This is a genomic window from Bacillus sp. NPDC077411, from assembly GCF_044543425.1.
GTDB classification, from domain to species: domain Bacteria; phylum Bacillota; class Bacilli; order Bacillales; family Bacillaceae_G; genus Bacillus_A; species Bacillus_A bruguierae.
The window spans coordinates 129735-155398 of sequence record NZ_JBITWA010000004.1; the positions used below are offsets into that span (position 1 = coordinate 129735).

Annotated in this window: 22 protein-coding genes and 2 pseudogenes; 23 read left to right on the forward strand and 1 reads right to left on the reverse strand. The window is 34.1% G+C overall.

The genetic code is table 11. From position 1 onward, the window contains the following. Positions 1-141: 141 nt before the first annotated feature. From ACIGHG_RS07815 to ACIGHG_RS07890, 16 genes are all read left to right on the forward strand, one after another. Positions 142-816, forward strand: a complete 675-nt coding sequence (locus tag ACIGHG_RS07815) for a CpsD/CapB family tyrosine-protein kinase (protein WP_396547912.1) — start codon at positions 142-144, stop codon at positions 814-816. Between the two features lie 113 nt (positions 817-929). Next, positions 930-1478 carry a GNAT family N-acetyltransferase gene (locus tag ACIGHG_RS07820; RefSeq protein WP_336471914.1) on the forward strand — a complete coding sequence of 183 codons (549 nt, stop codon included), beginning with the start codon at positions 930-932 and terminating at the stop codon, positions 1476-1478. 401 nt (positions 1479-1879) lie between these two features. Further along, positions 1880-2623 carry a YveK family protein gene (locus ACIGHG_RS07825; protein WP_336471915.1) on the forward strand — a complete coding sequence of 248 codons (744 nt, stop codon included), beginning with the start codon at positions 1880-1882 and terminating at the stop codon, positions 2621-2623. Then, a complete protein-coding gene (locus ACIGHG_RS07830) occupies positions 2613-3317 on the forward strand; it encodes a CpsD/CapB family tyrosine-protein kinase (RefSeq protein ID WP_336471916.1) in 705 nt (234 codons plus the stop codon). The genes ACIGHG_RS07825 and ACIGHG_RS07830 overlap by 11 nt, the downstream gene beginning before the upstream one ends. A gap of 64 nt (positions 3318-3381) precedes the next feature. Continuing rightward, positions 3382-4149 (forward strand): tyrosine-protein phosphatase, encoded by a 768-nt coding sequence (locus ACIGHG_RS07835; RefSeq protein WP_396547915.1) that lies wholly within the window; start codon positions 3382-3384, stop codon positions 4147-4149. A 252-nt stretch (positions 4150-4401) separates the two neighbouring features. Next, entirely contained in the window at positions 4402-5283 is an 882-nt protein-coding gene (gene galU / locus ACIGHG_RS07840; RefSeq protein WP_336471918.1) for a UTP--glucose-1-phosphate uridylyltransferase GalU, read from the forward strand. An 81-nt stretch (positions 5284-5364) separates the two neighbouring features. Continuing rightward, the gene (locus ACIGHG_RS07845) at positions 5365-5979 is read left to right on the forward strand and encodes a sugar transferase (RefSeq protein WP_396548063.1); all 615 of its coding nucleotides are present in this window, start codon (positions 5365-5367) and stop codon (positions 5977-5979) included. Positions 5980-6016: 37 nt separating this feature from the next. Then, the gene (wecC, locus tag ACIGHG_RS07850) at positions 6017-7258 is read left to right on the forward strand and encodes a UDP-N-acetyl-D-mannosamine dehydrogenase (RefSeq protein ID WP_336471920.1); all 1242 of its coding nucleotides are present in this window, start codon (positions 6017-6019) and stop codon (positions 7256-7258) included. Next, the gene (locus tag ACIGHG_RS07855; protein ID WP_336471921.1) at positions 7255-8241 is read left to right on the forward strand and encodes a glycosyltransferase family 4 protein; all 987 of its coding nucleotides are present in this window, start codon (positions 7255-7257) and stop codon (positions 8239-8241) included. The genes wecC and ACIGHG_RS07855 overlap by 4 nt, the downstream gene beginning before the upstream one ends. 1 nt (position 8242) lies before the next feature. Next, positions 8243-9517, forward strand: a complete 1275-nt coding sequence (locus ACIGHG_RS07860; protein WP_336471922.1) for a lipopolysaccharide biosynthesis protein — start codon at positions 8243-8245, stop codon at positions 9515-9517. A gap of 78 nt (positions 9518-9595) precedes the next feature. After that, entirely contained in the window at positions 9596-11803 is a 2208-nt protein-coding gene (locus tag ACIGHG_RS07865; protein WP_396547918.1) for an alginate lyase family protein, read from the forward strand. 203 nt (positions 11804-12006) lie between these two features. Further along, positions 12007-13287, forward strand: a complete 1281-nt coding sequence (locus ACIGHG_RS07870; protein WP_396547920.1) for a polymerase — start codon at positions 12007-12009, stop codon at positions 13285-13287. After that, positions 13259-14410 (forward strand): GumK N-terminal domain-containing glycosyltransferase, encoded by a 1152-nt coding sequence (locus tag ACIGHG_RS07875; RefSeq protein ID WP_396547922.1) that lies wholly within the window; start codon positions 13259-13261, stop codon positions 14408-14410. The genes ACIGHG_RS07870 and ACIGHG_RS07875 overlap by 29 nt, the downstream gene beginning before the upstream one ends. Before the next feature lie 10 nt (positions 14411-14420). Further along, positions 14421-15518 (forward strand): glycosyltransferase, encoded by a 1098-nt coding sequence (locus ACIGHG_RS07880; protein WP_396547923.1) that lies wholly within the window; start codon positions 14421-14423, stop codon positions 15516-15518. Continuing rightward, entirely contained in the window at positions 15515-16639 is a 1125-nt protein-coding gene (locus tag ACIGHG_RS07885; protein WP_336471928.1) for a glycosyltransferase family 4 protein, read from the forward strand. Before ACIGHG_RS07880 ends, ACIGHG_RS07885 begins: the two co-directional genes overlap by 4 nt. 54 nt (positions 16640-16693) lie before the next feature. Continuing rightward, the gene (locus ACIGHG_RS07890) at positions 16694-18067 is read left to right on the forward strand and encodes a sugar phosphate nucleotidyltransferase (RefSeq protein ID WP_396547925.1); all 1374 of its coding nucleotides are present in this window, start codon (positions 16694-16696) and stop codon (positions 18065-18067) included. Between the two features lie 100 nt (positions 18068-18167). Here ACIGHG_RS07890 and ACIGHG_RS07895 read toward each other — a convergent pair whose 3' ends face one another. Beyond that, positions 18168-19151, reverse strand: coding sequence for an LCP family protein (locus ACIGHG_RS07895; RefSeq protein WP_396547927.1), 984 nt, complete (start codon positions 19149-19151; stop codon positions 18168-18170). Positions 19152-19467: 316 nt separating this feature from the next. On the opposite strand from ACIGHG_RS07895, the gene tagU reads away from it, so the two are divergent. From tagU to ACIGHG_RS07930, 7 genes and pseudogenes are all read left to right on the forward strand, one after another. Then, positions 19468-20385, forward strand: a complete 918-nt coding sequence (gene tagU / locus ACIGHG_RS07900) for a polyisoprenyl-teichoic acid--peptidoglycan teichoic acid transferase TagU (protein ID WP_396547929.1) — start codon at positions 19468-19470, stop codon at positions 20383-20385. Positions 20386-20483: 98 nt separating this feature from the next. Continuing rightward, positions 20484-20595: pseudogene (locus tag ACIGHG_RS07905) on the forward strand (SGNH/GDSL hydrolase family protein); the annotation flags it as partial. A 38-nt stretch (positions 20596-20633) separates the two neighbouring features. After that, positions 20634-21278 (forward strand): annotated as a pseudogene (locus tag ACIGHG_RS07910) (SGNH/GDSL hydrolase family protein); the annotation flags it as partial. A gap of 394 nt (positions 21279-21672) precedes the next feature. Then, the gene (locus ACIGHG_RS07915) at positions 21673-22341 is read left to right on the forward strand and encodes a response regulator transcription factor (protein WP_396547931.1); all 669 of its coding nucleotides are present in this window, start codon (positions 21673-21675) and stop codon (positions 22339-22341) included. A gap of 10 nt (positions 22342-22351) precedes the next feature. Further along, on the forward strand, positions 22352-23782 hold the full coding sequence (locus ACIGHG_RS07920; protein ID WP_396547933.1) for a sensor histidine kinase: 1431 nt from the start codon (positions 22352-22354) through the stop codon (positions 23780-23782). A gap of 66 nt (positions 23783-23848) precedes the next feature. Beyond that, positions 23849-24631, forward strand: coding sequence for a DUF3919 family protein (locus ACIGHG_RS07925; RefSeq protein WP_396547935.1), 783 nt, complete (start codon positions 23849-23851; stop codon positions 24629-24631). Then, positions 24628-25662, forward strand: coding sequence for an ABC transporter substrate-binding protein (locus ACIGHG_RS07930; protein ID WP_396547937.1), 1035 nt, complete (start codon positions 24628-24630; stop codon positions 25660-25662). The genes ACIGHG_RS07925 and ACIGHG_RS07930 overlap by 4 nt, the downstream gene beginning before the upstream one ends. The last annotated feature ends 2 nt before the right edge of the window (positions 25663-25664 follow it).

Here is a 25664-nt window from a genome sequence, read left to right on the forward strand (position 1 = left end):
TTTCTTAGGAAGAAATTGTTGAGTAGCTTGCGATTTCTTATGCTAGGGAAATGCATATTTCGCTATTGTCACCTTAAGAATAGAAAGAACTTCTAGTATGTGCTGATGAAGGTTTCACTTTATATGAGGAGGATGTCGTATATGTTTTTTCGTAAACGTCTGCAATCGAAGCGGAAACTTATTGCATATGAAAAGCCGCAATCTGTTCTTGCTGAACAATATCGTAATATCCGAACAAATATACAATTTGCTTCTATTGATCAAAAGATTCGTTCTCTTGTCGTTACATCGGCAAATCAAGGAGAAGGAAAAACAACGACGGCTGCCAACCTTGCTATCGCTTTTGCACAGCAAGGAGAAAAAATATTACTTATAGACGCGGACTTACGAAAACCAGTTCTTCATCAACTATTTCGAGTTGATACTGTTTTTGGATTAACGAGTGTATTATCGAAACAACGAACGTTACAGGAGTGCATTGCAACAACAGATATAGAAAATGTACATTTGTTAGCATGCGGACCTATCCCGCCAAATCCAGCAGAATTATTAGGATCAACGATGATGGGTGAATTATTACAAGAAGCAAAGGAATATTATGACCTCATTCTGTTCGATACACCACCTGTTCTTGCCGTTACAGATGCTCAAATTATTGCAAATCAATGTGAAGGTACAATACTTGTACTACGCAGCGAAAAAACTGAAAAAGAGCAAGCGCTAAGAGCAAAAAATGTATTACACCATGCAAACACAACATTGCTCGGCGTTGTGCTTAATGCGAAACCTCAATCCGAACATACATATGGATATTAGTAATTAAAAGGCTCTGTTAAAGGATATTATTGATTTTTGAAGCCTTTCTGTGGTTTTGATATAAAATTGAAAACAAGGGAAACTAATCGATTTTAGTACAAGGGGGAGCAAATATGGCTATAAAATTAAAATCTGAGCGTCTATGTATAGAACCCTTTACCAAGAATGATGCATGTAGGATCAAAGAATTGGCTAATGACAAGGAATTAGCAGATATTCTTGGGCTTCCGTACCCATATGAATTGAAGTTCGCACAAGATTGGATTGATATTCAACCAGAACTTATAAGGCAAGGAGTCGAATACCCTTTAGGAATCATTTCTAAAGAATCAGGAGAAATTGTAGGTACGATTACTCTAAGAATTGATAAGGTTAACAATAGAGGGGAACTTGGCTATTGGATTGGTCAGGACTATTGGGGAAAAGGTTTTGCAACCGAAGCTGTAACCAGAATGATTAATTTTGGTTTTATCGAACTGGGTTTAAACAGAATTTGGGCATCTGCTATCTCCAGAAATAAATCATCAATAAGGGTGTTAGAGAAGTCTGGCTTACGCAAAGAAGGAACTTTGAGGCAGAATAGACTTTTATTAGATACATATGAAGATGTTGATGTTTATGGACTTTTAAAGACAGAATACAACGTTATAACTCGCAAATAAAATTGACAATGTGATGACAAAGGAAAGCCATTCAGAACTGGACTTCCCTTTGTATCTCTTAAAAATCAACATTGTAATTTAACAGAGCCAATCAAAAAGTAAGAAACCTAGGTGAAATCCATTGACTCCTAGGTTTTTTGTATATATAAATATTATAGATATATAAAATATACGATATTTTATTAGACGTTTATTGACAAATTCACGAGAGGATATTGTCAGATTTAATCGGATTTTGTAATATTAAATTAGGTTTGTTTAAAATTGCAAAATGGATACAAGTACCATGAGTAGACAATGACGTAAAGGTTTTTATAAAAATCTTATGTTTTTATAAAAATCTTATGTTTTTTTTATGTTATACTCTTTGTTATGTAAATTTATGAGAGCTGGAGGAGCTTATGGAAGAAACGGTTAGTTTAAAAGAGTTATTTCAAGTTTTACGAAAGCGCTTCGCGATGATCCTTTCTATTACATTTGGAGCAGCAATCATTAGTGCGATTGTGAGCTTTTTCTTTATGACACCAATCTATCAATCTTCAACGCAAATTCTTGTTAACCAAAAGAAACAAGAAGGAGCAGCGATTCAATTTAATGAAGTTCAGACGAATGTTCAATTGACCAATACATATAAGGTTATTATTAAAAGCCCTGTTATTTTAGATCAAGTGAAAGAGAAGCTAGGTTTACATATAACAACGCAAGAATTAAATGAAAAGATTGAAGTTGCTAATGAGAAAGATTCGCAAGTAGTAACGGTAACAACACAAGATAAAGATCCAAAAGTAGCACGTGATATCGCAAACGCAACAGCGGAAATATTTAAAGTTGAAGTTGCTAAAATTATGAGGGTAGATAACGTAACTGTTTTATCAAAAGCAGAAGTGGCAGAAAATCAATCTCCAATCAAGCCGCGTCCGATGATAAATGTTGCAATTGCGCTTGTCGTAGGATTAATGGCATCTGTTGGACTAGCATTCTTACTAGAATATTTAGACAACACTGTAAAGAAAGAAGAAGACGTAGAGAAATTACTAGGATTACCAGTCCTCGGTATCGTTGCACGTATGGATGAGGAAGAAGTAGGGAAGAAATCACGTGCAGCGTCAGCGAAGAAAGTGAGGGGACAAACAATTGGTTCTTAAAAATTTATTTCAGAAAAAGAAACATCATCGTCAACGTCGTCAATTAATTGCATACCATCAGCCAAAATCACCAATCTCTGAGCAATATCGCAACATTCGTACAAATATTGAATTTGCCTCAGTAGATATGAAAATTCATTCTTTAATGGTGACGTCTGCGAATCCAAGTGAAGGGAAAACGACGACAACATCAAATATTGCCGTTGTATTTGCCCAGCAAGGAAAGCGCGTATTACTTGTCGACGCAGACTTACGAAAACCAGCAACGCACCAAATGTTTCAAATTGAAAACATTTTTGGTTTAACAAATGTATTAACAGCTGGTGAACAATTAGAAAAATGCATTCAAAAAACAGCAGTAGATAAATTAGATTTTCTTCCATCTGGTCCGATTCCGCCAAATCCTGCAGAACTACTTGGATCAAATGCGATGAAAGAACTGCTTAGTCAAACTTTCAGCTTATATGATCTAGTAATCTTCGACTTGCCGCCAATCTTACCGGTAACGGACGCACAAATTATGGCGAGCCAATGTGATGCATCTGTACTTGTTGTACGTAGTGAACAAACAGAAAAAGAAGCAGCATTAAAAGCAAAAACATTATTAGAATCTGCAAAAGGTAAATTGCTAGGTGTTGTTCTGAACGATCGTGAACGTGAACAGAGCTTATATTATTACTACGGTGCAAACTAAAGAGACGTGCGCGCGGCGCACTTCTCTTTCATCTTGAAAAATATAAGAAGAAAGGGTGAGGACAATGATCGATTTACATTGTCATATTTTGCCTAGTATCGATGACGGGGCCGGGACGTTAACGGATAGTCTAGCGATGGCACAAAAAGCAGCGGCAGAAGGCATTCATACGATTGTTGCAACTCCGCATCATCAAAACGGCAAATATATTAATGAGCGCGCAGAGATTTTTAATCAAGTAAAACAATTAAATGAAGCGCTCCAAGAACATGATATTCCTCTAACTGTGTTACCAGGTCAAGAAGTTCGTTTATACGGGGATTTATTAGCAGATTATGAAGCTGGTAAAATTCTCACATTAAATGAAACCAATAAATATATATTAATTGAATTTCCATCCAATCACGTACCACGTTATGCTGAACAAATGTTATACGAATTACGAGTAAAGGGTATGATTCCGATTATTGTTCACCCCGAACGTAATGCCGAGTTAATCGAGCAGCCAGATAAGTTATATAACCTCGTAAATAAGGGAGCGTTAACACAAGTAACAGCAGGGAGTTTACTTGGAAACTTCGGTAAAAAAATTAAAAAATTCTCACTGCAACTCGTTGAACATAACTTAACACATATGATAGCATCGGATGCGCATAACACAACGACAAGAGCATTTCATTTACAAGCCGGATATGATGTAATTGAAAATGAATTTGGCACAAATACGCTTATTGATTTCAAAGAAAATCCTTATTTGTTAATAAGTGGTAAAAGTATCTATAAGGAAGATCCACAACAAATTCGTCGTAAAAAATTATTTGGTATTTTTTAAAGTAAACAATGGTGATGTCTCCTAACCATTATCAACGGAGGCACTCGGTTGTGCTGTGGGTAGAAATTTTATTTCAACCTACCTTAGACGCTTGTCGTCGGGAGCATGGCGTGAGGATGGGTTAGATGCCCAATATGATTTATAAAAACTCTAGCTATGGAGTTGTGTATAAGGACACTGTAGCTAGGGTTTTTATCGTTTTAATATTATTATAAATGGATATGAAAAAGAGTGTGGTTAGGGGGACTTATTTTGAAACAAGTAAAAAAAGCAATTATTCCAGCAGCCGGAATGGGTACAAGATTCTTACCAGCAACGAAGGCAATGCCGAAAGAAATGTTACCAATTGTCGATAAACCGACAATTCAATATATCGTTGAAGAAGCAATTGAATCTGGCATTGAAGACATCATTATCGTAACAGGAAAAGGAAAACGTGCAATTGAAGATCATTTCGATCATTCCTTTGAACTGGAAGAAAACTTATTAGCAAAAGGTAAATATGAAATTTTAGGAAAAGTACAGGAATCTTCAAAGATTAATATTCATTACATACGTCAAAAAGAACCGAAAGGATTAGGACACGCAGTATGGTGTGCCCGTAAATTTATCGGAAACGAACCATTTGCAGTATTACTTGGCGACGACATTGTGCAAGCGGAAACACCATGCTTACGTCAGTTAATAAATGAGTATGACGCAACAAGCGCTTCTGTCATTGGTGTTCAAACAGTACCAGAAAACGAAACACATCGCTACGGTATTATCGATCCAATTATGCCAAAGGGTCGCCGCTACCAAGTACGTCAATTTGTAGAAAAGCCAGCACAAGGAACAGCGCCATCTAACTTAGCAATTATGGGCCGTTATATTTTAACACCAGAAATCTTTATGTTCTTAGAAGATCAGCAAACAGGTGCGGGCGGAGAAATTCAATTAACAGATGCCATTGAACGTTTAAATGAAATTCAAAGAGTGTTTGCTTACGACTTTGAAGGAACACGCTATGATGTTGGAGAGAAATTTGGTTTTATTAAAACGACAATTGAAATGGCACTTCAGCATGATGAACTAAAAGAAGAATTGATGAAGTATATAAATGAATTGGTGCAGAAAGAGAATGTGCATGTATAAGGGAGGTAGATAAACTTGGAAAATCAAGGTGCGCTAAGTGAGTCTGTACAACAAAGTGCTACTGGAGTAAACAAACCTAGTATTGTGTATTTATTCTTAAAAAGAATAATAGATATTGTCGGTGGAGTTATAGGTTTGCTTATTTTTTCCCCTGTATTTATTCTTATTCCAATCTTATACATGCGAGGAGATAATAAAGGACCAGTATTCTTTAAACAAGTTCGCATAGGAAAAAACGGGAAGGTATTCCATATTTATAAATTTCGTTCGATGGTTGTAAATGCTGAACAAAAATTAAAACAGAATGAAGTATTATATAAAAAATATATAGACAACAATTATAAGCTTGAGCCAGAAGAAGATCCACGTATTACCAATCTCGGTCGCTTCTTAAGAAAAACAAGTCTCGATGAATTACCACAATTCATTAATGTGCTTAAGGGGGAAATGAGTTTAGTTGGCCCAAGACCAGTAGTGCAAGAAGAACTTAAAGAATACGGATCTAAGACATCAGATTTCTTATCTGTAAGTCCTGGGTTAACGGGTTATTGGCAAGTAAGTGGTAGGAGTAATGTAGGATATCCAGAACGGGTAGACTTAGAATTACATTATGTATATAATGCTTCTCTATTTTTTGATATAAAGATTCTATTTTTAACAGTAGTAAATGTGGTATTAAGAAAAGGGGCTTATTAAGTAGTTTTATTGGTTTAACACAGAAAGGATGTCAGATATGAACGAAAAAGTTTGTGTAGTAGGATTGGGTTACATTGGATTACCAACAGCTAGTTTATTAGCGACCAAAGGGTTTCAAGTATATGGAATAGATGTTAATACAGATGCTGTAGAAATGATTAATAGCGGAAAAGTACATATTTATGAACCAGATTTGGACATTATGGTAAAAGCCGCTGTACAAAGTGGGAATCTAAAGGCTGGAATAGAACCAGAAGTAGCTGATGTATTTATACTAGCTGTTCCGACACCTTTTAAAGATAATCATAAACCAGATTTAACATATGTCGAGCAAGCGACAAAAACAATAGCACCATATGTAAAACAAGGGGACCTAGTAATTTTAGAGTCTACAAGTCCAGTGGGAACGACAGAAAAAGTTACAAAATGGATTTTAGAAGAACGTGAAGACTTAACTATAACTGAAGAATTAAATTCAAATAAAGGTGTTTTCTACGTATCACACTGTCCTGAAAGAGTACTTCCAGGACATATTTTAAGGGAGTTAGTAGAAAACGATCGTATTATCGGTGGTATTAATTCTGAGTCTACAAAGAAAACGGTAAATTTTTATAAGAAATTTGTAAAAGGTAAAATACTTGAAACAAATGCTAGAACAGCGGAAATGGCAAAACTAACGGAAAACTCATTCAGAGATGTAAATATCGCATTTGCTAATGAGTTATCTATGATTTGTGATGAGCTAAATATTAATGTTTGGGAACTAATTAATTTAGCAAATCGACATCCACGTGTAAATATTCTACAACCAGGACCAGGAGTAGGGGGGCATTGTATCGCAGTTGATCCTTGGTTTATTGTAGATGCGGCACCAGAGCAAGCAAAACTTATTCATACAGCGAGAATAGTGAATGATTATAAACCAGGTTACGTAGTAGATAAAATACGTGAAAAAGCAGATAAATTTAAAAATCCTGTTATTGCTTGTTTAGGTTTAGCATTTAAGGCTAATATTGATGATTTGCGTGAGAGTCCGGCAGTTGAAATAGTAGAGTATTTAGCTAAGCAACAATTGGGGGAAATTATAGTTTCTGAACCGAACATCCAAAAATTACCTGATAAACTAAGCGAGTTAGGCATTGAACTAGATTCTATAGCATCTACTATATCTAAAGCGGATATTATTGTATTACTGGTAGACCATGACTCATTTAAGGATATTGATCGTTTAACATTAAATGAAAAAGTTGTTATTGATACAAGAGGAATTTGGAGATGAATCAAAAGAAATATTTTTTGATAGGGCCTTATCCCCCTCCTTTAGGGGGAGTAAGTGTCTATATTTACCGTTCTAAAAAAAGGTTAGAATCAATGGGGATTCAGGTTGAAGTAATAGATTTTTCGAGATTGTCTCTTTATGAGAAATTAAAATTTTTATTTATTACAAGCTTTTTATCGCCTTCTCATCATACATTTCATTTAGACGGTTTTAAATTCCCTTTAATGCTAATGTTGATATTTAGGCCTTTTAAAGCTCAAATTATTTTACATCATCATTCAATAAGAAGATTAGATAATCTTGGGAAGATTCAAAGATGGATTGCTAGCCTATTCGTAAAAAAAATAGATGAATGTATTATGGTAGGGGAGCATTTGAAGGATGGCTATGTGAAAAACAATTTGCCATTACCAAAGAAGATAACTATACAATCTCCTTTCGTACCTCCTCCAATGGAAGATGAAGAAAGAATTATGAATACTTATTCATATGAAACGAAAGAGTTTATAACAAAAGCAAGGCCTCTTATGGTGGGGAATGCTTCTATAATTACATTTCATGATGGATTTGACTTATATGGTTTAGATATAAGTATTAAGATGGTTGCTAAGTTGAAAGAAAAATATGAAGATATTGGATTGGTTTTTGCAATTGCAAAAATCGGTGATGAGAATTACTTTAATGAAATGAAAGAAACAATAAAGTTAAGTGGGCTTGAAAATAATATTCACTTTATTACTGGACAAAAAGAATTATGGCCACTTTTTAAACATGCAGACTTAATGATACGTCCAACATATAGTGATGGATATGGGATTAGCATAGAAGAGGCTATATACTTAGGCTGTCCAGCAGTTGCAAGTGATGTATGTAAGAGACCAAAAGGGACTGTATTGTTTAAAAATAGAGATTTAGATGATTTTGCAGCTAAAGTAGATGATTGTATAAGTAAGATGAATGAGGCATTGAAGGAGAAAGTATAAAATGAATGATCGTTTAATAGCCCTTGGCAATAAAGTCCGTAATAGTTTGGTTCAACTAGGAAAGAAGGGTTTTTTTAGTTTATTACTTACTAAATTCTTGGTTCAGTTTTTAGGATTTGGAAGTATTATATTAGTTGCTAAATTTATCACCCCCGAAAGTATGGCACAAATCAGAAGTTTACAAACGTATTTAACACTAGCGGTCATACTTGGAACTTTTGGTCTAGATACAGCTATATTAAAATTTGGTGCAGAAAAGCGAGACGATAGCCAGAAAGATAAAATTCTTGCTTATTCCGTGCGAAATAGCTTGTTGTTTTCTACGCTATCTATTTTGCTATTTAATGTATTCTTAATTTTTATTTCTAAACAATATTCGATTCATTGGAGCATATATACTTTATGCGTACCTATATTAGCTTTAACAAATATATTAATGAATTATTTACTAGCTTTAAAAAGGGTTAATAAGATGGCAAGTATGCAAGCGATTATAAAAGTACAGAGTGCATTACTCATAATCGTTGGTACTTGGTTATTTGGTGTAAAAGGTTTTATTATTGCCACTGTTTTAGGGTTAGCTATTGGGTTATATCCTCTATTTAAAGAAGTAAAACCTGCTAAGAGACTAAATGACATGAGCATAGATATACCTAAGCAATTTTGGGGAATTGCTTTTTTTAGTTTTATGGCTAATTTTGTAAACAACATAGGGAACTATGCGGATATTATTATTATGGATAACTTTGTAACTGATCGTGTTGAAATGGGATACTATTCAATTGCTACGATATTCCTGTTAGGTGCTACTCAAATTACAGCCACGCTGCAAAGTATATACACACCTTACTTAACAGAAAAAAGTAATAACTATAAAGATTTAAAGAAAATGGCCTTTAATATTCAGAAAAAGGCAATATTTTTAAGTATATTTGCAGGATTAGCGGTATATATAGTTTCCCTAGTATTTGTTCCTCTCTTTTATGGGGATACATATAAAAGCACAATCACATACACTGGTATATTAATGATTAAATATGTATTGTATTCATCGTATGCCATTATGGGTGTCACGCTACTGGCATTAGGTAGAATGAAAGAAAATTTTTATGTAACTGCTGTTTCGGCACCTATTGCTTTAATAGTTAATTATGTGATTTCGCAAAATTTTGGTGTTATAGGAATTGCATGGGCGCAAATATTTAACGGTTTTATAATGTTATGTTTACAATATGCAATCGTATTTCGTGTGTTTAATAAATTAAAAAAACAATAATGGCACAAAAATCTTTCTTTGAATTGTTACAGAAATATATTATCCAAATAGGAGAAGAGTCTTTTTATGTCTTATTATGTGAAAAAAGTTAAGGAATTAACTCCTAAAGAAATAGTAGGTAAAATTACCAGAAAAATAAAGCAAAAAGTATTAAAAAGAACGGAGGCTTTAAAAGATAGTGGAGCTTCTACATACTCGCAAACATTAAATACATACGAGATAGAGCGTATATTATCAGATTCTATAGTACATGATTTTTCCAAAATGGAAATTTTACAAACTAAAGAGTTATCAACATTGTATTTGAACCATTCTTTTGATTTATTAGGATCTGGTTGGATAAATATAAAATATAATATGATTTGTAATGGCATAGAAGAATTCAAATATAAAGCACCTATAGTAGATATCAGTGAGGATATTTCATGTCTTATTAATAAGAAAAATAAGCTATATAGTAAAAAGATAAGAAATATGATAACTAGCAACTATAGTCCAATTGACTGGCGTTTAGACTTCAAATCGGGTTACTGCTGGGATTCAAAGTTACACTATTCTCAAATTCGTTACGGTCAGGACTTAGGTGCAGACATTAAAGTTCCGTGGGAATTATCACGTATGCAACATTTAGTTCAATATGTATGGGCATATATGTTAGCTAATCAAGGAAAAGAAGATTTCAAAGAGCCAGAAATATATGTGGCTGAGTTTCAAGATGAAGTGTTAGATTTTATATCCATGAATCCACCCAAGTTTGGAGTGAACTGGGTTTGTGCAATGGATGTTGCAATTAGAGCCGCTAATTGGTTGTTAGTATATGATTTATTCAGAGCGCAAGGGGTAACGTTTACCGAAGAGTTCGAAAAAGTATTTAGTCTTTCTATATATGATCATGGGAAATTTATTTATAATCACTTAGAACGTAATGGTGAAGTGCGTAATAACCACTACTATTCTAATATTGTAGGTCTATTTTTTATTGCCGCATATCTTCCTATTACAGAGGAAACGAAGGAGTGGTTATGTTTTGCATTCCAAGAAAGTATTCAAGAAATGCATGCACAATTCTATGATGAAGGTGCAAATTTTGAACATTCCACTGCATATCATCGACTATCAGGAGAATTAGCACTATATGTTACCGCCTTAGGATATGCATTACCAGAACATAAAAAGAATATACTAAAGAATTATAATGTAGAGCAGCATAATATAATTTGTAAGAAAAAGGGTTTTAATCTTAATGCAAGTTGTTTTTGGAAAATAACAGATAGAAAAATTTTCCCTGATTGGTATATAGATAGATTAGAAAAAATCGCAGAATTTACTGTGGCTATAACGAAACCAAATAAGGAAATTATACAATTTGGTGATAATGATAGTGGGAGATTCTTTAAAATACAACCGATATATCAGTTATTGTCTGTAAAAAAAGCAAAAGAAGTATATTTAAATTTACAAAATTATAGTGTGCGTGACGATGGGGATTATTGGGATGAAAATTTCTTGGATCACCGTTATTTAGTAGCTGGAATTAATGCTTTTTTTGAGAGAGACGATTTTGATCAGTATGTAGAGGTTCCTTCTATAGAGAATAAGATTATTAAAGGTCTAATAAAAGGGAATTTTAATAAAAAGGATAAAAGTAATCAACAAGTAATGATTAATAATGCATTGATAAAGTCATTAAATAAAGAAGATGAGGAAAGAATACAGTCATTAAGAAAGCAATCACAATTTGTTGAATATGTATATCCATCAAATTCAAATTTAGTAGAAGATTTAAAAGTAGTTTCTTACCCTAATTTTGGAGTATACATTTACTCTTCAAAAAATCTGTATTTAGCTATTAAATGTGGACCTCTTGGAAGTAACGGGAAGGGTAGTCATGATCATAATGATCAACTTAGTCTTGAATTAGTAATTGATGGGAAAGAAATTATAAAAGATCCTGGAACATATCTATATACAGCAATTCCAGAGAAACGAAATGTATTTAGATCTACGAATGCTCACTTTACTATTCAAATTAATAACAAAGAGCAAAATGAATATTATCAAGGATTACCTGGGTTGTTTATGTTAAAAGAGGGCACAAAAAGTGAGTGCTTGGAGTTAAGTTCAATAAGATTTATGGGATGCCACAATGGTTTTGGTACGAAAGTATATAGGGTAATAGATATTATGAGTGATAGAATAGTTATCTCTGATTATGGATCTAACCAAAGAATTGCTCATTTTAATTATTATTCAAATGGTTATGGAAGAATAATGAGTTTAATTTAATATATGTTTTGAGATGAAATGATGTGGATAGAAAAGTAGAGCATTTATATAATTAACGGACTGTTGAATAGAAAGGTCATCTTTTTATAAATGAAGTATTATTCATCGCACCCATAGGTCAATATTTTATTGAAAATAACGTCCTAATTATAGGGGGATTTTTTTAATACAGTATCAATTTAAATATTTTAATTGTAGTTAGGATGATTAATTTGCAAAATCATAACGCTATTACGAACAGCTTGGTCATCAAAATATTTATACTCATAGCAGCTTTTTTAGCTTTTTTAACACTAGAGCCTTTTTTTGTATGGGGAAATAAATTAAAAGAAGTAGTAGGTGTTGTTTATATTTCCTGTTTTTTTCTAATTTCCATTAAATATAATATTATTTCTAAAAAAAATATAAAATTGGCATTTGGTGTATTTTTTTTAGTATTACTATATAGCTTTAGATATGAAGAAGTATACAAAATTTTATATAGTCTTTTATTTTTATGCGCTGTACTAGTTCCTTTTGTACTATTAACCAATGAAATGAAGTTAAAGATATATGATAATTTCATTAAAATAATAGCTATTTCGTATATTCCTGCAATAATTGTTGCTCTGTTATTGCTGATAGGTATTGATTTGAATTGGGATAATTTAGTTGCTTATTCTACGAGTAAATCATATTATCGTCAGTATTTATGGAGTGCGAATTACGCAGTGTATCATAACATTTCTGAGCAGTATTTCTTTTCGTATGGAGGAAGTATTGATAGAATGTGTGCCATGTTCAATGAACCTGGTGTAGTAGGAACCGTGAGTGCTTTAATTTTAATTTCAAAAAGATTTAAATTAAATAGATTGTACGAAAAGATAATTCTTATAGCGGGAATTTTATCTCTATCTATGGCATTTTATATGTTAATTGGCTTATATCTTCTACTAAGAAGTAAAAAATATTTCTTTTTATTTATTATTTCATATATTCTTATTTTCTCTCTTACTCCTAAAGATTCGTATCTGTATAATAGAATTCTCTATCGATTTGAAATTACCGATAATGGTTTAGCTGGGAATAATCGAACTAATGACGGGTTTACTTATGTATATAATGATTTTAAAAATAGTAGTATAAGAGAACAGCTTTTTGGGATGGGCGAGAAAAAGTATTTTGATAAAGCTTTGAATTATAAATCAGATGCTTTGTCGTGGAAAACTTTCACAATTATTAATGGATATTTCCTATTGATACTACACTCGTTATTCTTTCTTTATATATGCCTTAAAGAAAAAAATAAAACAGCAATGGTTTTTGCATTATTTTATTTCATGTCCATATACCAAAGGCCTTTTGATTTTTCATTAGGATATTGGTTAATATTCTTTGGTGGGATTCTACTTAGTTTAAATATTCAAACGAACGAGGATAAAGTTAATAATATAGAGTTACCAAGGAGAAATTTAAATGAAAAAGAAAGCATTGTTTGCAACTAGTAACTATTGGAACTCTCCATTTCAAGTAGGGACACATCACATTGCTAAAGAATTAGTGAAAAAGGGCTGGGAGATTGCGTATGTTTCGGCCCCTATTTCACCGGTTCATAGAGTATTTTCACCTACTAAGGAGTTTTATGATCGATATGAAGTGTATAAAAAGGGTGGAGAGATGTATGAAGATGGACAAGTTTGGTCGTATGTGCCGGGAGCATTATTATCACCTAATAATAAACCAATCTTAAGAAGTGAGTTTATATATAATAACTGGAATAAGCTTACTTACCCCAATATTAATAAATTAATAGGGTCCAAAGGGTTTAGAAAAGTGGATTTACTTTATTTCGATAATGGTCTTCAAAATTACCTGTTAGACTTTATTGATTGTAAAAAATCGGTTTTTAGAATGGCAGATAAAAACTCTGGTTTTTCTAATCATACGAACGCATTAGGGAATGCGGAAGCTAAGTTATCTCAAAGTGTAGATCGTGTTTTATATACGGCCCATACATTAGAAGAGCATGTAAATAGCTTAGGGCCTAAAGATACATTATATTTTCCAAATGGTGTTAATCTAGATCATTTCTTGCAAAAGCAGGAACAACCGATTGAATATAAATCAATTGATAAACCAATTGTTGTCTATGTAGGTGCTATAGAAGAATGGTTTGATTTTCATTTATTTAATGAAATGGCGAAAATGATGCCAGATATTGCATTTGTAGTTATTGGACCTGATCAATTAGCGAAAGAACATATTGATGATCGTGAAAATGTTCATATTTTAGGTAGAAGAAGCTATGATCAACTGCCAGCTTATCTTCAACATGCTAATGTAGGGATTATACCGTTTAATGTTAAAGATTATGCACACTTATTGGACTATGTGAATCCTTTAAAGCTGTATGAATATATGGTTTGTGGAATTCCAGTTGTTAGTACAAAGTGGAAAGAGCTGGAGTATATAAATAGTCCAGCTAAATTAGCTGAAAACCTAGAGGGGTTTGTGGAAGCAATCAGAGAAACGGTACAAGATACTGATAAAGATAAATATATTAGTTTTGCTAAAAAACATAGCTGGACTAGTAGGGTGGATAATCTGCTAAAAGAAGTCTTAGAATAGGTGATTAATTGTGAAAAAAAAGGTGTTATTAATAACAGTTAGGGCAGATTATGGCGGGGGACCTGAACATGTATATCGCTTAATGAAAAATATGGATAATGATATAGAATTCTATGTCGCTTGTCCACAAGAAGAACCATATTGGGATAAATATAAACAATTATTAGGTGAGGAGAAGTTAATAAAAATTCCTCATAGAAAGTTCGTTTTAAAATCCCATTTAGAAATATTGAAATTTATAAAGGACAATAATATCGATATTATTCATTCGCACGGTAAAGGCGCTGGCATTTACAGTCGCTTATTAAAGGTTCTTTCTCCTAAGAGAGTAAAAATAGTGCATACTTTTCATGGTATACACTTGGATTATAAAAATGTAATCAATAAAGTTTATATATTAATTGAACGAATTCTATCTCGCTTTACGAATGAGTTTATTTGTGTATCAGACGGGGAACAAGATAAGGTTAATACGGTAAAGTTGGTACAAAGTAATAAACTGAATGTTATTGTGAACGGTGTAGAAATTCCCGAAGATAGAGTGATTAATGAAAATAAAACTTTAAAGGTTGTATCTGTTACAAGATTTGATAATCAGAAAAATTCTAAGCATTCTATAGAAATAATGGAAGAGTTAATTAAAAAACCTGATTTTGAGAATGCAACGCTAACTTTTATAGGACAAGGTTCTCAAATGAAGGAACTGCAAGAGTATGTAAATAAAAAAAATATAAATAATAACATTTTATTTTTCGGTCCAACTCAGTATGTAATAAAAGAAATGAAAAATTATAATATTTATTTGTCATCTGCTAAATGGGAAGGGATGCCATTAGCTGTGTTGGAAGCTATGTCATTAGGATTGCCAGCTGTCTTATCTAATGTAGTTGGTAATAGAGATATTGTGGATCACGGTAAAGAAGGATATTTATATGATTTAGAAGATGTAAATGGAGCGGTTGATGGAATGATTGAGCTGCACGAGAAAGAAAAGTGGATAAACATGTCAAATGGATCTAGGGAAAAGATTGTTAATAAATATAGCGTGCAACAAATGGTAAAGTGTACAAAACAAATATATTTTAAGATTAGTGGTGTATCTAAATGAAAATAGCAATAGTACATGATTGGTTTGTGACATATGCAGGAGCTGAAAAAGTTGTAGAGCAAATGTTAGAAGTTTTTCCAGAAGCGGATTTATTTAGTGTTGTAGATCACTTAGGAGATAATAGAGAATTTATAAAGAATAAAGAAGTGAAAACTACTTTTATTCAAAAGTTACCTTTCTCGAAGAAGAAATATAGAAACTATCTACCTTTAATGCCTTTGGCAATTGAACAGTTAGACTTATCTAAATATGATGTTATTCTTTCTAGTTCCCATGCTGTAGCAAAAGGGGTTTTAACCGGACCAGATCAGTTACATATCTCTTATGTTCATTCACCTATTCGTTATGCATGGGATTTACAACATCAATATTTAAAAGAAGCAAATTTAGAAAAAGGAATTAAGGGATTCATTACAAAGACTATCCTTCATAAAATAAGAAATTGGGATTACCGTACTGCCAATGGTGTTGATCATTTTGTAGGTAACTCTAAATTTATTGGACGCAGAATATGGAAAGTATACCGAAGAGAGTCAACAGTTATTTATCCGCCTGTTGATATTACTGCATTTACACTACATGAACAAAAGGAAGATTTTTATGTAACTGCATCCCGTATGGTTCCTTATAAAAAAATTGATTTAATTGTAGAAGCTTTTGCATCTATGCCAGATAAAAAGTTAGTTGTAATTGGTGATGGACCTGATTTTGAAAAGGTAAAGTCTAAGGCAAAAGGAAATGTTGAACTTTTAGGGTATCAATCTTTTGAGGTATTAAAAGATTATATGCAACGTGCAAAAGGTTTTGTATTTGCTGCGGAAGAAGATTTTGGTATTACACCGGTAGAGGCTCAAGCATGCGGAACACCTGTTATTGCTTATGGTAAGGGTGGAGCAATGGAAACTGTATTAGATTTAAGTCATGAAAAACCAACGGGATTGTTCTTTAAAGAACAAACTGTAGAAAGTATTGTAAAAGCAGTAGATGAATTTGAACGAAACTATGATCAGTTTAGTTCTTCTAATTGTAGAGAAAACTCTATTAGATTTTCTCCAGAGAGATTTAAAGAAGAGCTAAAAAATATGGTAGAAGAACGATATAAGGAAAGATTTTCTAAGTGAAGGAAGCATATCCTTCACTCTTTTAATTTTTATGAAAAGAGGTAGAAGTATTATATGAAATTAATATTATTATCAGGTGGATCAGGGAAACGTTTATGGCCGTTATCTAATGATTCACGTTCAAAACAATTTTTAAAAGTTCTTAAGGCAGATAATAATGAGCTACAATCTATGGTTCAGAGGGTTTGGGGGCAATTAACAGCACTTAGATTGGAGAAAAATACTGTTATTGCAACAAGTAAATCTCAAGTAGATATGATTAATAGTCAATTAGGACAAAATGTACCGATTATTATTGAACCAGAACGTCGAGATACGTTTCCTGCTATTGCTTTAGCAGCTTCTTACTTATACTCAAAACAGAATGTGGACACAAATGAAATTATCGGGGTGTTGCCTGTAGACCCATATGTAGAGGATAATTTCTTCGAGAGACTATTGGATTTAGAGAAAGCATTACAATCTTCAGAAGCTGATTTGGCTTTAATGGGAGTTACTCCTACATATCCTTCTGAAAAATATGGTTATATCGTTCCTAATGTAAAGGAAAGTCATTCGAATTATATTCAAGTGAGTCATTTTAAAGAAAAACCAAAACAAGAAGAGGCGATTAAACTTATTGAATTGGAAGCACTTTGGAATTGTGGTGTTTTTGCATTTAAATTAGACAAAATTATTTCGTTATTAGATCAAAAAGGATTTCCAGTTCAATATGATCAATTATTAAAACAATATAGTGATTTGCCTAAAATAAGCTTTGATTATGAAGTAGTTGAGAAAACAAAAGATATTATTGCTCTTCCTTATAATGGATCTTGGAAAGATCTTGGGACCTGGAATACACTTACTGAAGAAATGGGAACAAGTATGATTGGAAAAGGAAATATGAGTGAAGAATGTGAGAACAATCATATTATTAATGAATTAGATATTCCTGTCTCTGTATTAGGGCTTTCCAATATTATTATAGCAGCAAGTCCAGATGGTATTTTAGTTTCTGATAAGGAAGCAAGTCCACGAGTGAAAGAGTTAGTGGGAGATTGGGATCAACGTCCAATGTATGAAGAACGCCGTTGGGGCTGGTACCGTGTATTGGATTATACAAAATATGAAAATGGAAATGAAGTGTTAACAAAACGCATTGGCATTACAGCTGGAAAAAATTTAAGCTATCAATATCATAATAATCGTAGTGAAGTATGGACAGTTGTAAAAGGTGAAGGTGTGTTTGTGTTAAATGATAAATTTAAAGTTGTTCGCCCAGGTGATGTATTAGAAATTAAACCTGGTGAAAAGCATGCCATTAAAGCAGTAACAGATTTAGAATTTATTGAAGTACAATCAGGCAGTGAACTGATTGAAGAAGATATTGTTCGAGTTTATATGCAATGGGAAGAGATTGAAAAATTTTGTTATACAATAAAGTAAGTACAGAGGGATATGAAAAACAGTGCTATTCTTATAGCACTGTTTTTCAGGCTGTGGAGAAAGCCTTCTCCACGCCCTTTTTTGTATTCTTTTTTATTGCTTAGTTCATAAAATATTGTGAAACAACTTGCTTCAATTGTTCCTTATCCATTATTAATTGATCGTTATTATTCTTTAAAATGTCATCATACATGGACTTCCACTGTCCGCTAATTTGATGATATTTTAATTGTTTTGTAGGATCAAAGTCTTTTGCAGCCATTCCCAAACTTAGCATATCTGCTGTCGTCATATTGGATGCGATTAAGAAGTTTGGAATCTGTTTAACAAATGCTGGCAGTTTCGTTACGTTTGAAGGCTGCAGTGTTTTCTTTGCGATTCCTACTAATGCTTCTTCCTGTAATCTTTGACGATCATACTCCCCGTTTTTAAGAGAATAGCGCTCATGTACAATTTCTGTTACCATTTTGCCATCCACTGAATGTGTGCCGGCATTTATCACTTTATTTTTATTTTCTGGGTACCAAGGATGTGTAAGTTTTACATCAAACGGTACATTCATTTCAATGCCACCAATTGCATCTACCATTCCTTGCAATCCTTGATAGTTTGTTTCTACGTAGTAGTTAATATTTACACCAGTTAATTCAGTAATAGCTTGTATTGCAGCTTCTATACCCTTTTGTTGCCCATCTGTCGCTTGCTTGATGTATTGTACGCTTGTCAATTTTGTATAACCGTAGCCATCAAGATGTACGCGTGTATCACGAGGAATACTCATCGCGTGATATTCTTTTTTATTTAAATCTACATGAACAATCATCATGGAATCAGAGTGACCGACGTTTTGTCCTTTTCGCTCATCTGAACCGATTAATAAAATGTTAAAGACACCGTTTTGTACTTTTGTGTCCTGACTTGAATCTGTCTTTTTATTAGAGTTGGCATTTACCACAGGAACATTTTTGAAATGGTTCTCAGGCTGCAGTTGCTTGTAGGCATAAGCGCCTCCCCCTACAGCAATAATGAGTATTGCTAGCAAGCTGAAACCAATAATTTTCCATATTTTCTTTCTTTTTTTCATAGGAGCCTCCACTGTGTTCTAGTTATCTAGATATATATAAATAAACTTGTTGAATACACATGAAATAATTCTACTATATAATGAGTGCGTTTTTCTACCTCGTTTTCTTGTATTTTGAATTTGTAATAAATATAAATATCGAAGATTCATCAAGAAAGGAAACTCTCGTGGAATAATAAAATCTGTTAGGCGTACAATAAGGAATGTTACTGGATAGTTCTATTACATATAATTTCGAAAAATAACTGTAAAATTCTTTCTTTTGCGATAAATGTTGTTAATACCCTATTAATTAAAAGGAAAGAAGGAATAAAAGATGAAAAAGAAAATTTTATTCTGGATTCTAGGCATTATAGGTCTTCTTTTAGTTGCTGGAGGAGCTTATGCGTATCATGTTTATTCCAATGTATCAAATACGTTAGAAGCAGTTCATAAGCCATTAAATCGTGAGAAATCAGAGAAGCGAGGGCAAAAAGTAGATGTTGTAGATCAAAAGCCTATTTCAATTTTATTAATGGGTAGTGATCAACAAAAAGGTGAAGTTGGCCGTTCGGATTCTTTAATGTTATTTACGTTAAATCCAAAGACAAATTCGATGAAAATTGTAAGTATTCCACGTGATTCTTATACAGAAATCATTGGCAAAGGTAAGAAAGATAAAATTAATCATGCGTATGCATTTGGCGGAATTGATATGGCTGTGAAAACAGTGGAAAACTTTCTTGATGTTCCTGTTGACCATTATATTGAAGTGAATATGGCTGGATTCAAGGATATTGTAGATGCTGTTGGTGGTGTAGATGTTTACAATGATATGGACTTTACAATTGACGGAGTTCATTATGCAAAGGGAGATTTACATTTAAATGGTGATAAGGCTCTTCTATATACTCGTATGCGCTATGAAGATCCCCGCGGCGATTTCGGACGTCAAATGCGTCAACGTCAAGTAATTCAAGCTGTAATTAAAAAAGGAGCAAATGTTTCTTCACTTGCAAACTACGGTGATGTATTACAAGCAATTCAAAAGAATATAAAGACAAGCTTAACGCAAGATCAAATGTTTGATATTCAAAAGAATTATAAAGATTGTATGAAAAACAGTGAAGAAATTCAAATTCCTGGTGATGGTCACAAAGCTGAGGATGGTATTTGGTACTACTTTGTAACAGATCAAACTCGTAAAGATTTATCAAATAAGTTAAGAGAGCATCTTGAGTTGCCTAAGAAATAATTTTCCATAAACCAACTACCCTTACAGCAGTTGGTTTATTTTTGTATGCTTTTATACTAATATATATGTTGTATTAGATGAACAGATGGGGTGAATGAATGAATAAAAAAGCATTCCTTGTGCTTTTTGTTTTTGTGTTGTTTGTTGCTTCTGTTGTGAGTGGTAAGTTGTATTGGAATAAAAAAGTTGCCAATGCAACGCAGCAAACGGCAGTAAGTACACAAAAGCAAAGTGCACAGACAGATAAGAAAAAAACGGAAACAAAAGGCTCTTTTAATGAAGCATATGCAAAGAATTTACCTGATGCGGTAAAGGAAAAGTTGAAGAAAGCAGCAGCTGATAAGAAGGCTGTGAATCTTGTGATTGTTGGGGATCAAGCTTCGGGGGCTGGTGCTTGGCCAGCGAAGGTGACTGCTAATTTAAAGCAGGCGTATGGTGAATCGCTTTGGAACGTTACTATAAAAGAGTTTAAGGATGAGAGTACAGACGATTTAATTGCGAAGAAGCGTGATAAAGAAATTGCAGAAGCAAAGCCGGACGTGATTTTATTTGAACCACCGTTTGTGACAGATAATAGTAAAATGGGTAACAGCAATTCTGTAGCGAATACGCAAAAGTTTGTACAAGCACTTCAAAGTAGTGCGAAGGATGCTACGATTATGATCCAACCGCCAAATCCAGTGTATAGTGCAAAGAATTATCCGAAAGCTATTACTGCATTGAAGCAGTTTGCAGAGCAAAACGGTTATACATATATTAATCATTGGGAAGTATGGCCGGATCCAACGACGAAGAATATCTTGCCATATTTACAAGATGAGTTTGGCTTCCCAAGTGCAAAGGGTTATGAGCTATGGGCGCAGTATGTGACGAATTATTTTGTTGCAAAATAATGATAGTTTAGCAGAATGATTATTGAATGTAATAGAGGGAATTGTCGTCAATATATAGTCGATAATTTCCTCTATTTTCATTTCTGATGTTTGCTATACTATATAAATCACAAATAAGTTGCTGGTATCTGAAATACTTTAAACCCTGTATGTGGAAAGAAAAGGGTTTTTCAATTTGTATATATGAATCCATTTCATTTTAATTTTTCGGGATATAGATTGCAGCAAGGGAGAAAGAAAGGAGCCTGCACTCGCTTTCTCTCTTTGTTTTAAACTATGCATGTGGCAGGAAAAGGCCCTGACTGCTTCAACGCGCGGTCAGATGCCCTCGTCCACCCTAAAAAGAAAAAGGTTTTTATATCTTTTTTTATATAGCTTCGAAAGGAGGAACTCCATGAAAATACTTGTAGTTGATGATGAAGCTAGCATTTGTAATTTAATTCGGATGCAGTTAGAGATGGAAGGATATGAAGTACTTACAGCGGCAAATGGAAATGAGGCGCTGCAAAGATGGGAAGAGAAGCCCGATGTATTGATTTTAGATGTGATGCTTCCTGATATAGATGGTTATGAACTTCTTCGGCTGTTTCGAGAGAAAGATTGCGATATTCCAGTGTTAATGTTAACGGCGAAGAGTCAGATGAATGATAAGTTGCTTGGTTTGCAGCTCGGTGCTGATGATTATGTAACGAAGCCTTTTCATTATGCAGAGCTGCTGTTGCGTGTGAAAAATATGACGCGGCGTGTGCAGAAGAAGGAAACAATTCATCATGAAGTGATTCGGGCCGGTGAGTTTGTCATTTGTCCAAAGGAACGAAAGCTGAATGTGAATGGAGTAGAAATTCATTTGACGTACCGCGAGTTTAATTTATGTCAGCTGTTTGCGACAAATCCTCAGCGTGTCTTTATGAGAGATGAGCTGTTAGAGAAAGTATGGGGTTTTGAATATATTGGAAATACGAGAGCGGTTGATATTATGGTGCAGCGTCTACGGAAGAAGCTTGGAAGTAGCGGAGAGAGTATTAAAACGATTTATGGCGTTGGCTATAAGTTAGATTGTTAAAGGTGATTTGATGTCATTAAAACGAAATATGGTATTTGGTATAGTGGGATTATTGATCCCCATTTTGTTCCTTCTTTACATGGTAATTTATATTGTACTTGAAAAGAATATGTATCGTAATGCTGCAGGTTCGTTAGAGAAATTAAGTGTAGAAGCACAAATATACACAATGAATTATTTAGAGAAGGAGGCGGAAGTGGAGACACTAGGGCCAAATTCATTGTTAATTGCTTCTTATTTAGCAAAGCGGATGGATGTCCGTGTCCAGATGATTGGGAAGAACGGAGAAGTTGTGGCAGATACGCAAAAAGGGGCACTGCTTTATCGGAATGTTGATATTGAGCATTCACTGCAGGGAAAGAAGGCTTATGTTGTTGAAAATAGTGATCCAGCTCCGTTGTTATTGTTTTCAAGTCCAGTTTATTATGGGAATGAAGTTATTGGGGCAATCCGGTTTGTGGATGAACTGCGTGATGAGAAGGAAGTATTAATGAATGTAAGTTGGACATTTGTAGTGACATCTATTTGTTTAGTGGCAGGCGGAATTTTCTTTGCGATTCGTTTGGCGAAGTCGCTGCATAAGCCGATTGATCAATTGAGGCAAATGGCAAAACGTCTCGCAAATGGTGATTATAAAAATAAAATTGAACTAACAGAGTATGTGGAGATTGCTCAGTTATCAGCTTCTTTTAATGCGATGGCTGATGCAATTGAGCTACATATGTCGCAATTACGGGAAGAGAAGGAGAAGCAAAAAGATTTCTTGGACCGTATTACGCATGAGTTAAAAACACCGCTTACTGCCATTATTGGTTATATAGATTTAATTCCGAAGTTACAGCAAGAACAAGAGATAAAGGAAAGTCTTCATTATGTTTCGATAGAGAGTCAGCGTTTACTCTCTTTAGTGGAGGAGCTCTTGCAATCTTCGAAGTATGGAACGAGTACGTTTGAAGTTTCTCCGACGATCGTGGATATAAAGCAAATTGTGGATGAAGCTGTTTCGATTGTAAAGCCACGCTTGCAGCAATATGAGATCAAGGTTGTGAATGAATTATATTCTACATATGTTGTGGCGGATTTTGATAAGACGAAGCAGATTTTCTTAAATGTATTTGATAATACGATTAAATATAGTGATGCCTCGCAGATGAGAATTAGCGCTGTTGTGAATGGACATGAAGTAAAGGTGTTAATTTATGATGATGGAATTGGAATGGATGAAGAGGTACTTGCAGAATGGAATCGTTCTTCTAAGGAGAAGGTGTTACCTTCTAGTTATGGGAATGGATACGGTTTGTTGATTTGTAAGGAGATTATGAATAAGCAAGGAGGGCGTATGCGTATCGAAAGCAGTGAGAATATGGGAACGATGATATATATGACATTTCTGTTGCCAAGGTATATGGAAGATATAAAAAATTTGAAAGCGATTAAATGATACATTTATGAAACATTTATGCAGTATTTTCGAAACAACGTTTTTTTATCTTGGAGGTAGGCAGAAATGAAAAGGCTATCATTTCAAGTTTTCTTGTTTGTCTGTTGTATGATGCTTTTTGTTCTTTTGTTTTATTTTATAGAAGAGCGGTTATATGGCCGCGTCACAATCGTAGATGACAAGCAAGCAGTTTTAAAAGGAGCAAATGAATCTGTTCCTACTGAAGTAAGAGTAAAGCATGAAAAGTGGGGAGAGCTCGTTGTCACAGACGAAGTTCGTCTGCATGCAATTATCTCATTTTTTGATCGAATTCGCATGGAAAAGAATCATGCAGATGCCTTAGAGAAAGTATTTACTGGAGAAATAACGTACTTGAACGGACATAAGCGTACGTTCGCAGTAGGTGATTTGTTTCAGTATGAGGCAGATGTGTACGGAAAGATTGGTACAGATCCAATGATCTCCGCGTTGCAAACGTATTTGTTAAGTTTATATTATACGCCTGAGAGAATTAGTGATTTCTTTGCGAATGCAAAGGAAGTGGTTGTGCGGCAAGGTGATGATGTGCGTGCTGCTGAGTTGGATTCGATACTTACGCGAATCCGGCAAGCGAAACAAATTACGGATTATGCAGAAATTCAAAATTTGCTGTATGCACAGAAAAAACCAATCGCTTATATAACCGCCTATCAAAATGGAAAACAAATTAAGAATAACCGTGAGGATATTCTTACAATCTCTGTATATAGAGATTATTTTGTTGTTCAATATCTCGGCGATAATAATGGAAATGTGATGTATATGAAAGGCTCCCTAGCATTGTTATTTGTAAAGGAGAATCATTCATGAAAAAGATAGCCTTTTTCTTCTTTTTGCTAGTAATTGGAGGAGCGATGTCTAGTTGCTCTCGAGACACTACCACTATTAAATATGATAAGAGCGGTCTTCCAATCTTAAAAGACCGTCATCTCGTTGCTTATGTAGCAGCCCGTGAAGAGATTGGTGAGGCCTTGTTATCGTCTTTTTGCAGGGAGCGCGGGTGTACGTATGAATTTATTCGTCTTTCTACAGAGGAGATGTTAAGAAGAGTAGAAGCGGAAGCCGATAATCCAAAAGCAGATGTCATTATTGGAGGCACAGTCGATGCTCATCAAACGATGAAGCGAAAGAACATTTCGGTTCCTGTCACAAGTCAGCATGCCAATAACATTTCAAAAGCCGTAAAGGATCAGGATGGCTATTGGTATGGCTATGAAGTAGAGCAGCTGGCGATCGCTATTAATAAGGAGCGATGGAAACAGGAAATGGAACCGCTTGGACTTTCGTATCCGTCAGAGTGGAAAGATTTATTACATCCTGCTTATACTGGGAAGATCGTCATGCCTGATCCGAATGTATCAGGAACAGCGTATACGTTGTTTCAATCACTACTGGATACGTTTGGAGAAAAAGAAGCAAACAATTTTGCTCTCGGACTTGCCAAACAAGTTGCAAAGGTAACGGTTAACGGCTATATGCCTGTGGAATATGTTGCGAGCGGCGAAGCGATCATTGGCATTAATTTCTTAGGAGACCAGCGTATGTTGCAAAAGCAAGGCTTTCCAATTGTAAGTAAGGTACCGAAGCAAACAGGGTTATCTGTTAATGCGATTTCTAAAATAGAACATGCACCGAGTGGTATTATAGCGGATTTATTTATTGATTATTGTTTATCAGAAGAAGCGGGGCATATTTTAGAAAAGGTTTCGTTTGGCGTACCAACGATGCTTACAGAACGGCAGCAAGAAGTGCAAGGTCAGCCAGTTGGAAACATGAATCAGTCAGTATCAGATAGTGGAATGATCGAGTTATGGAATAGACAACGTCTCTCTCAAAAGTGAAA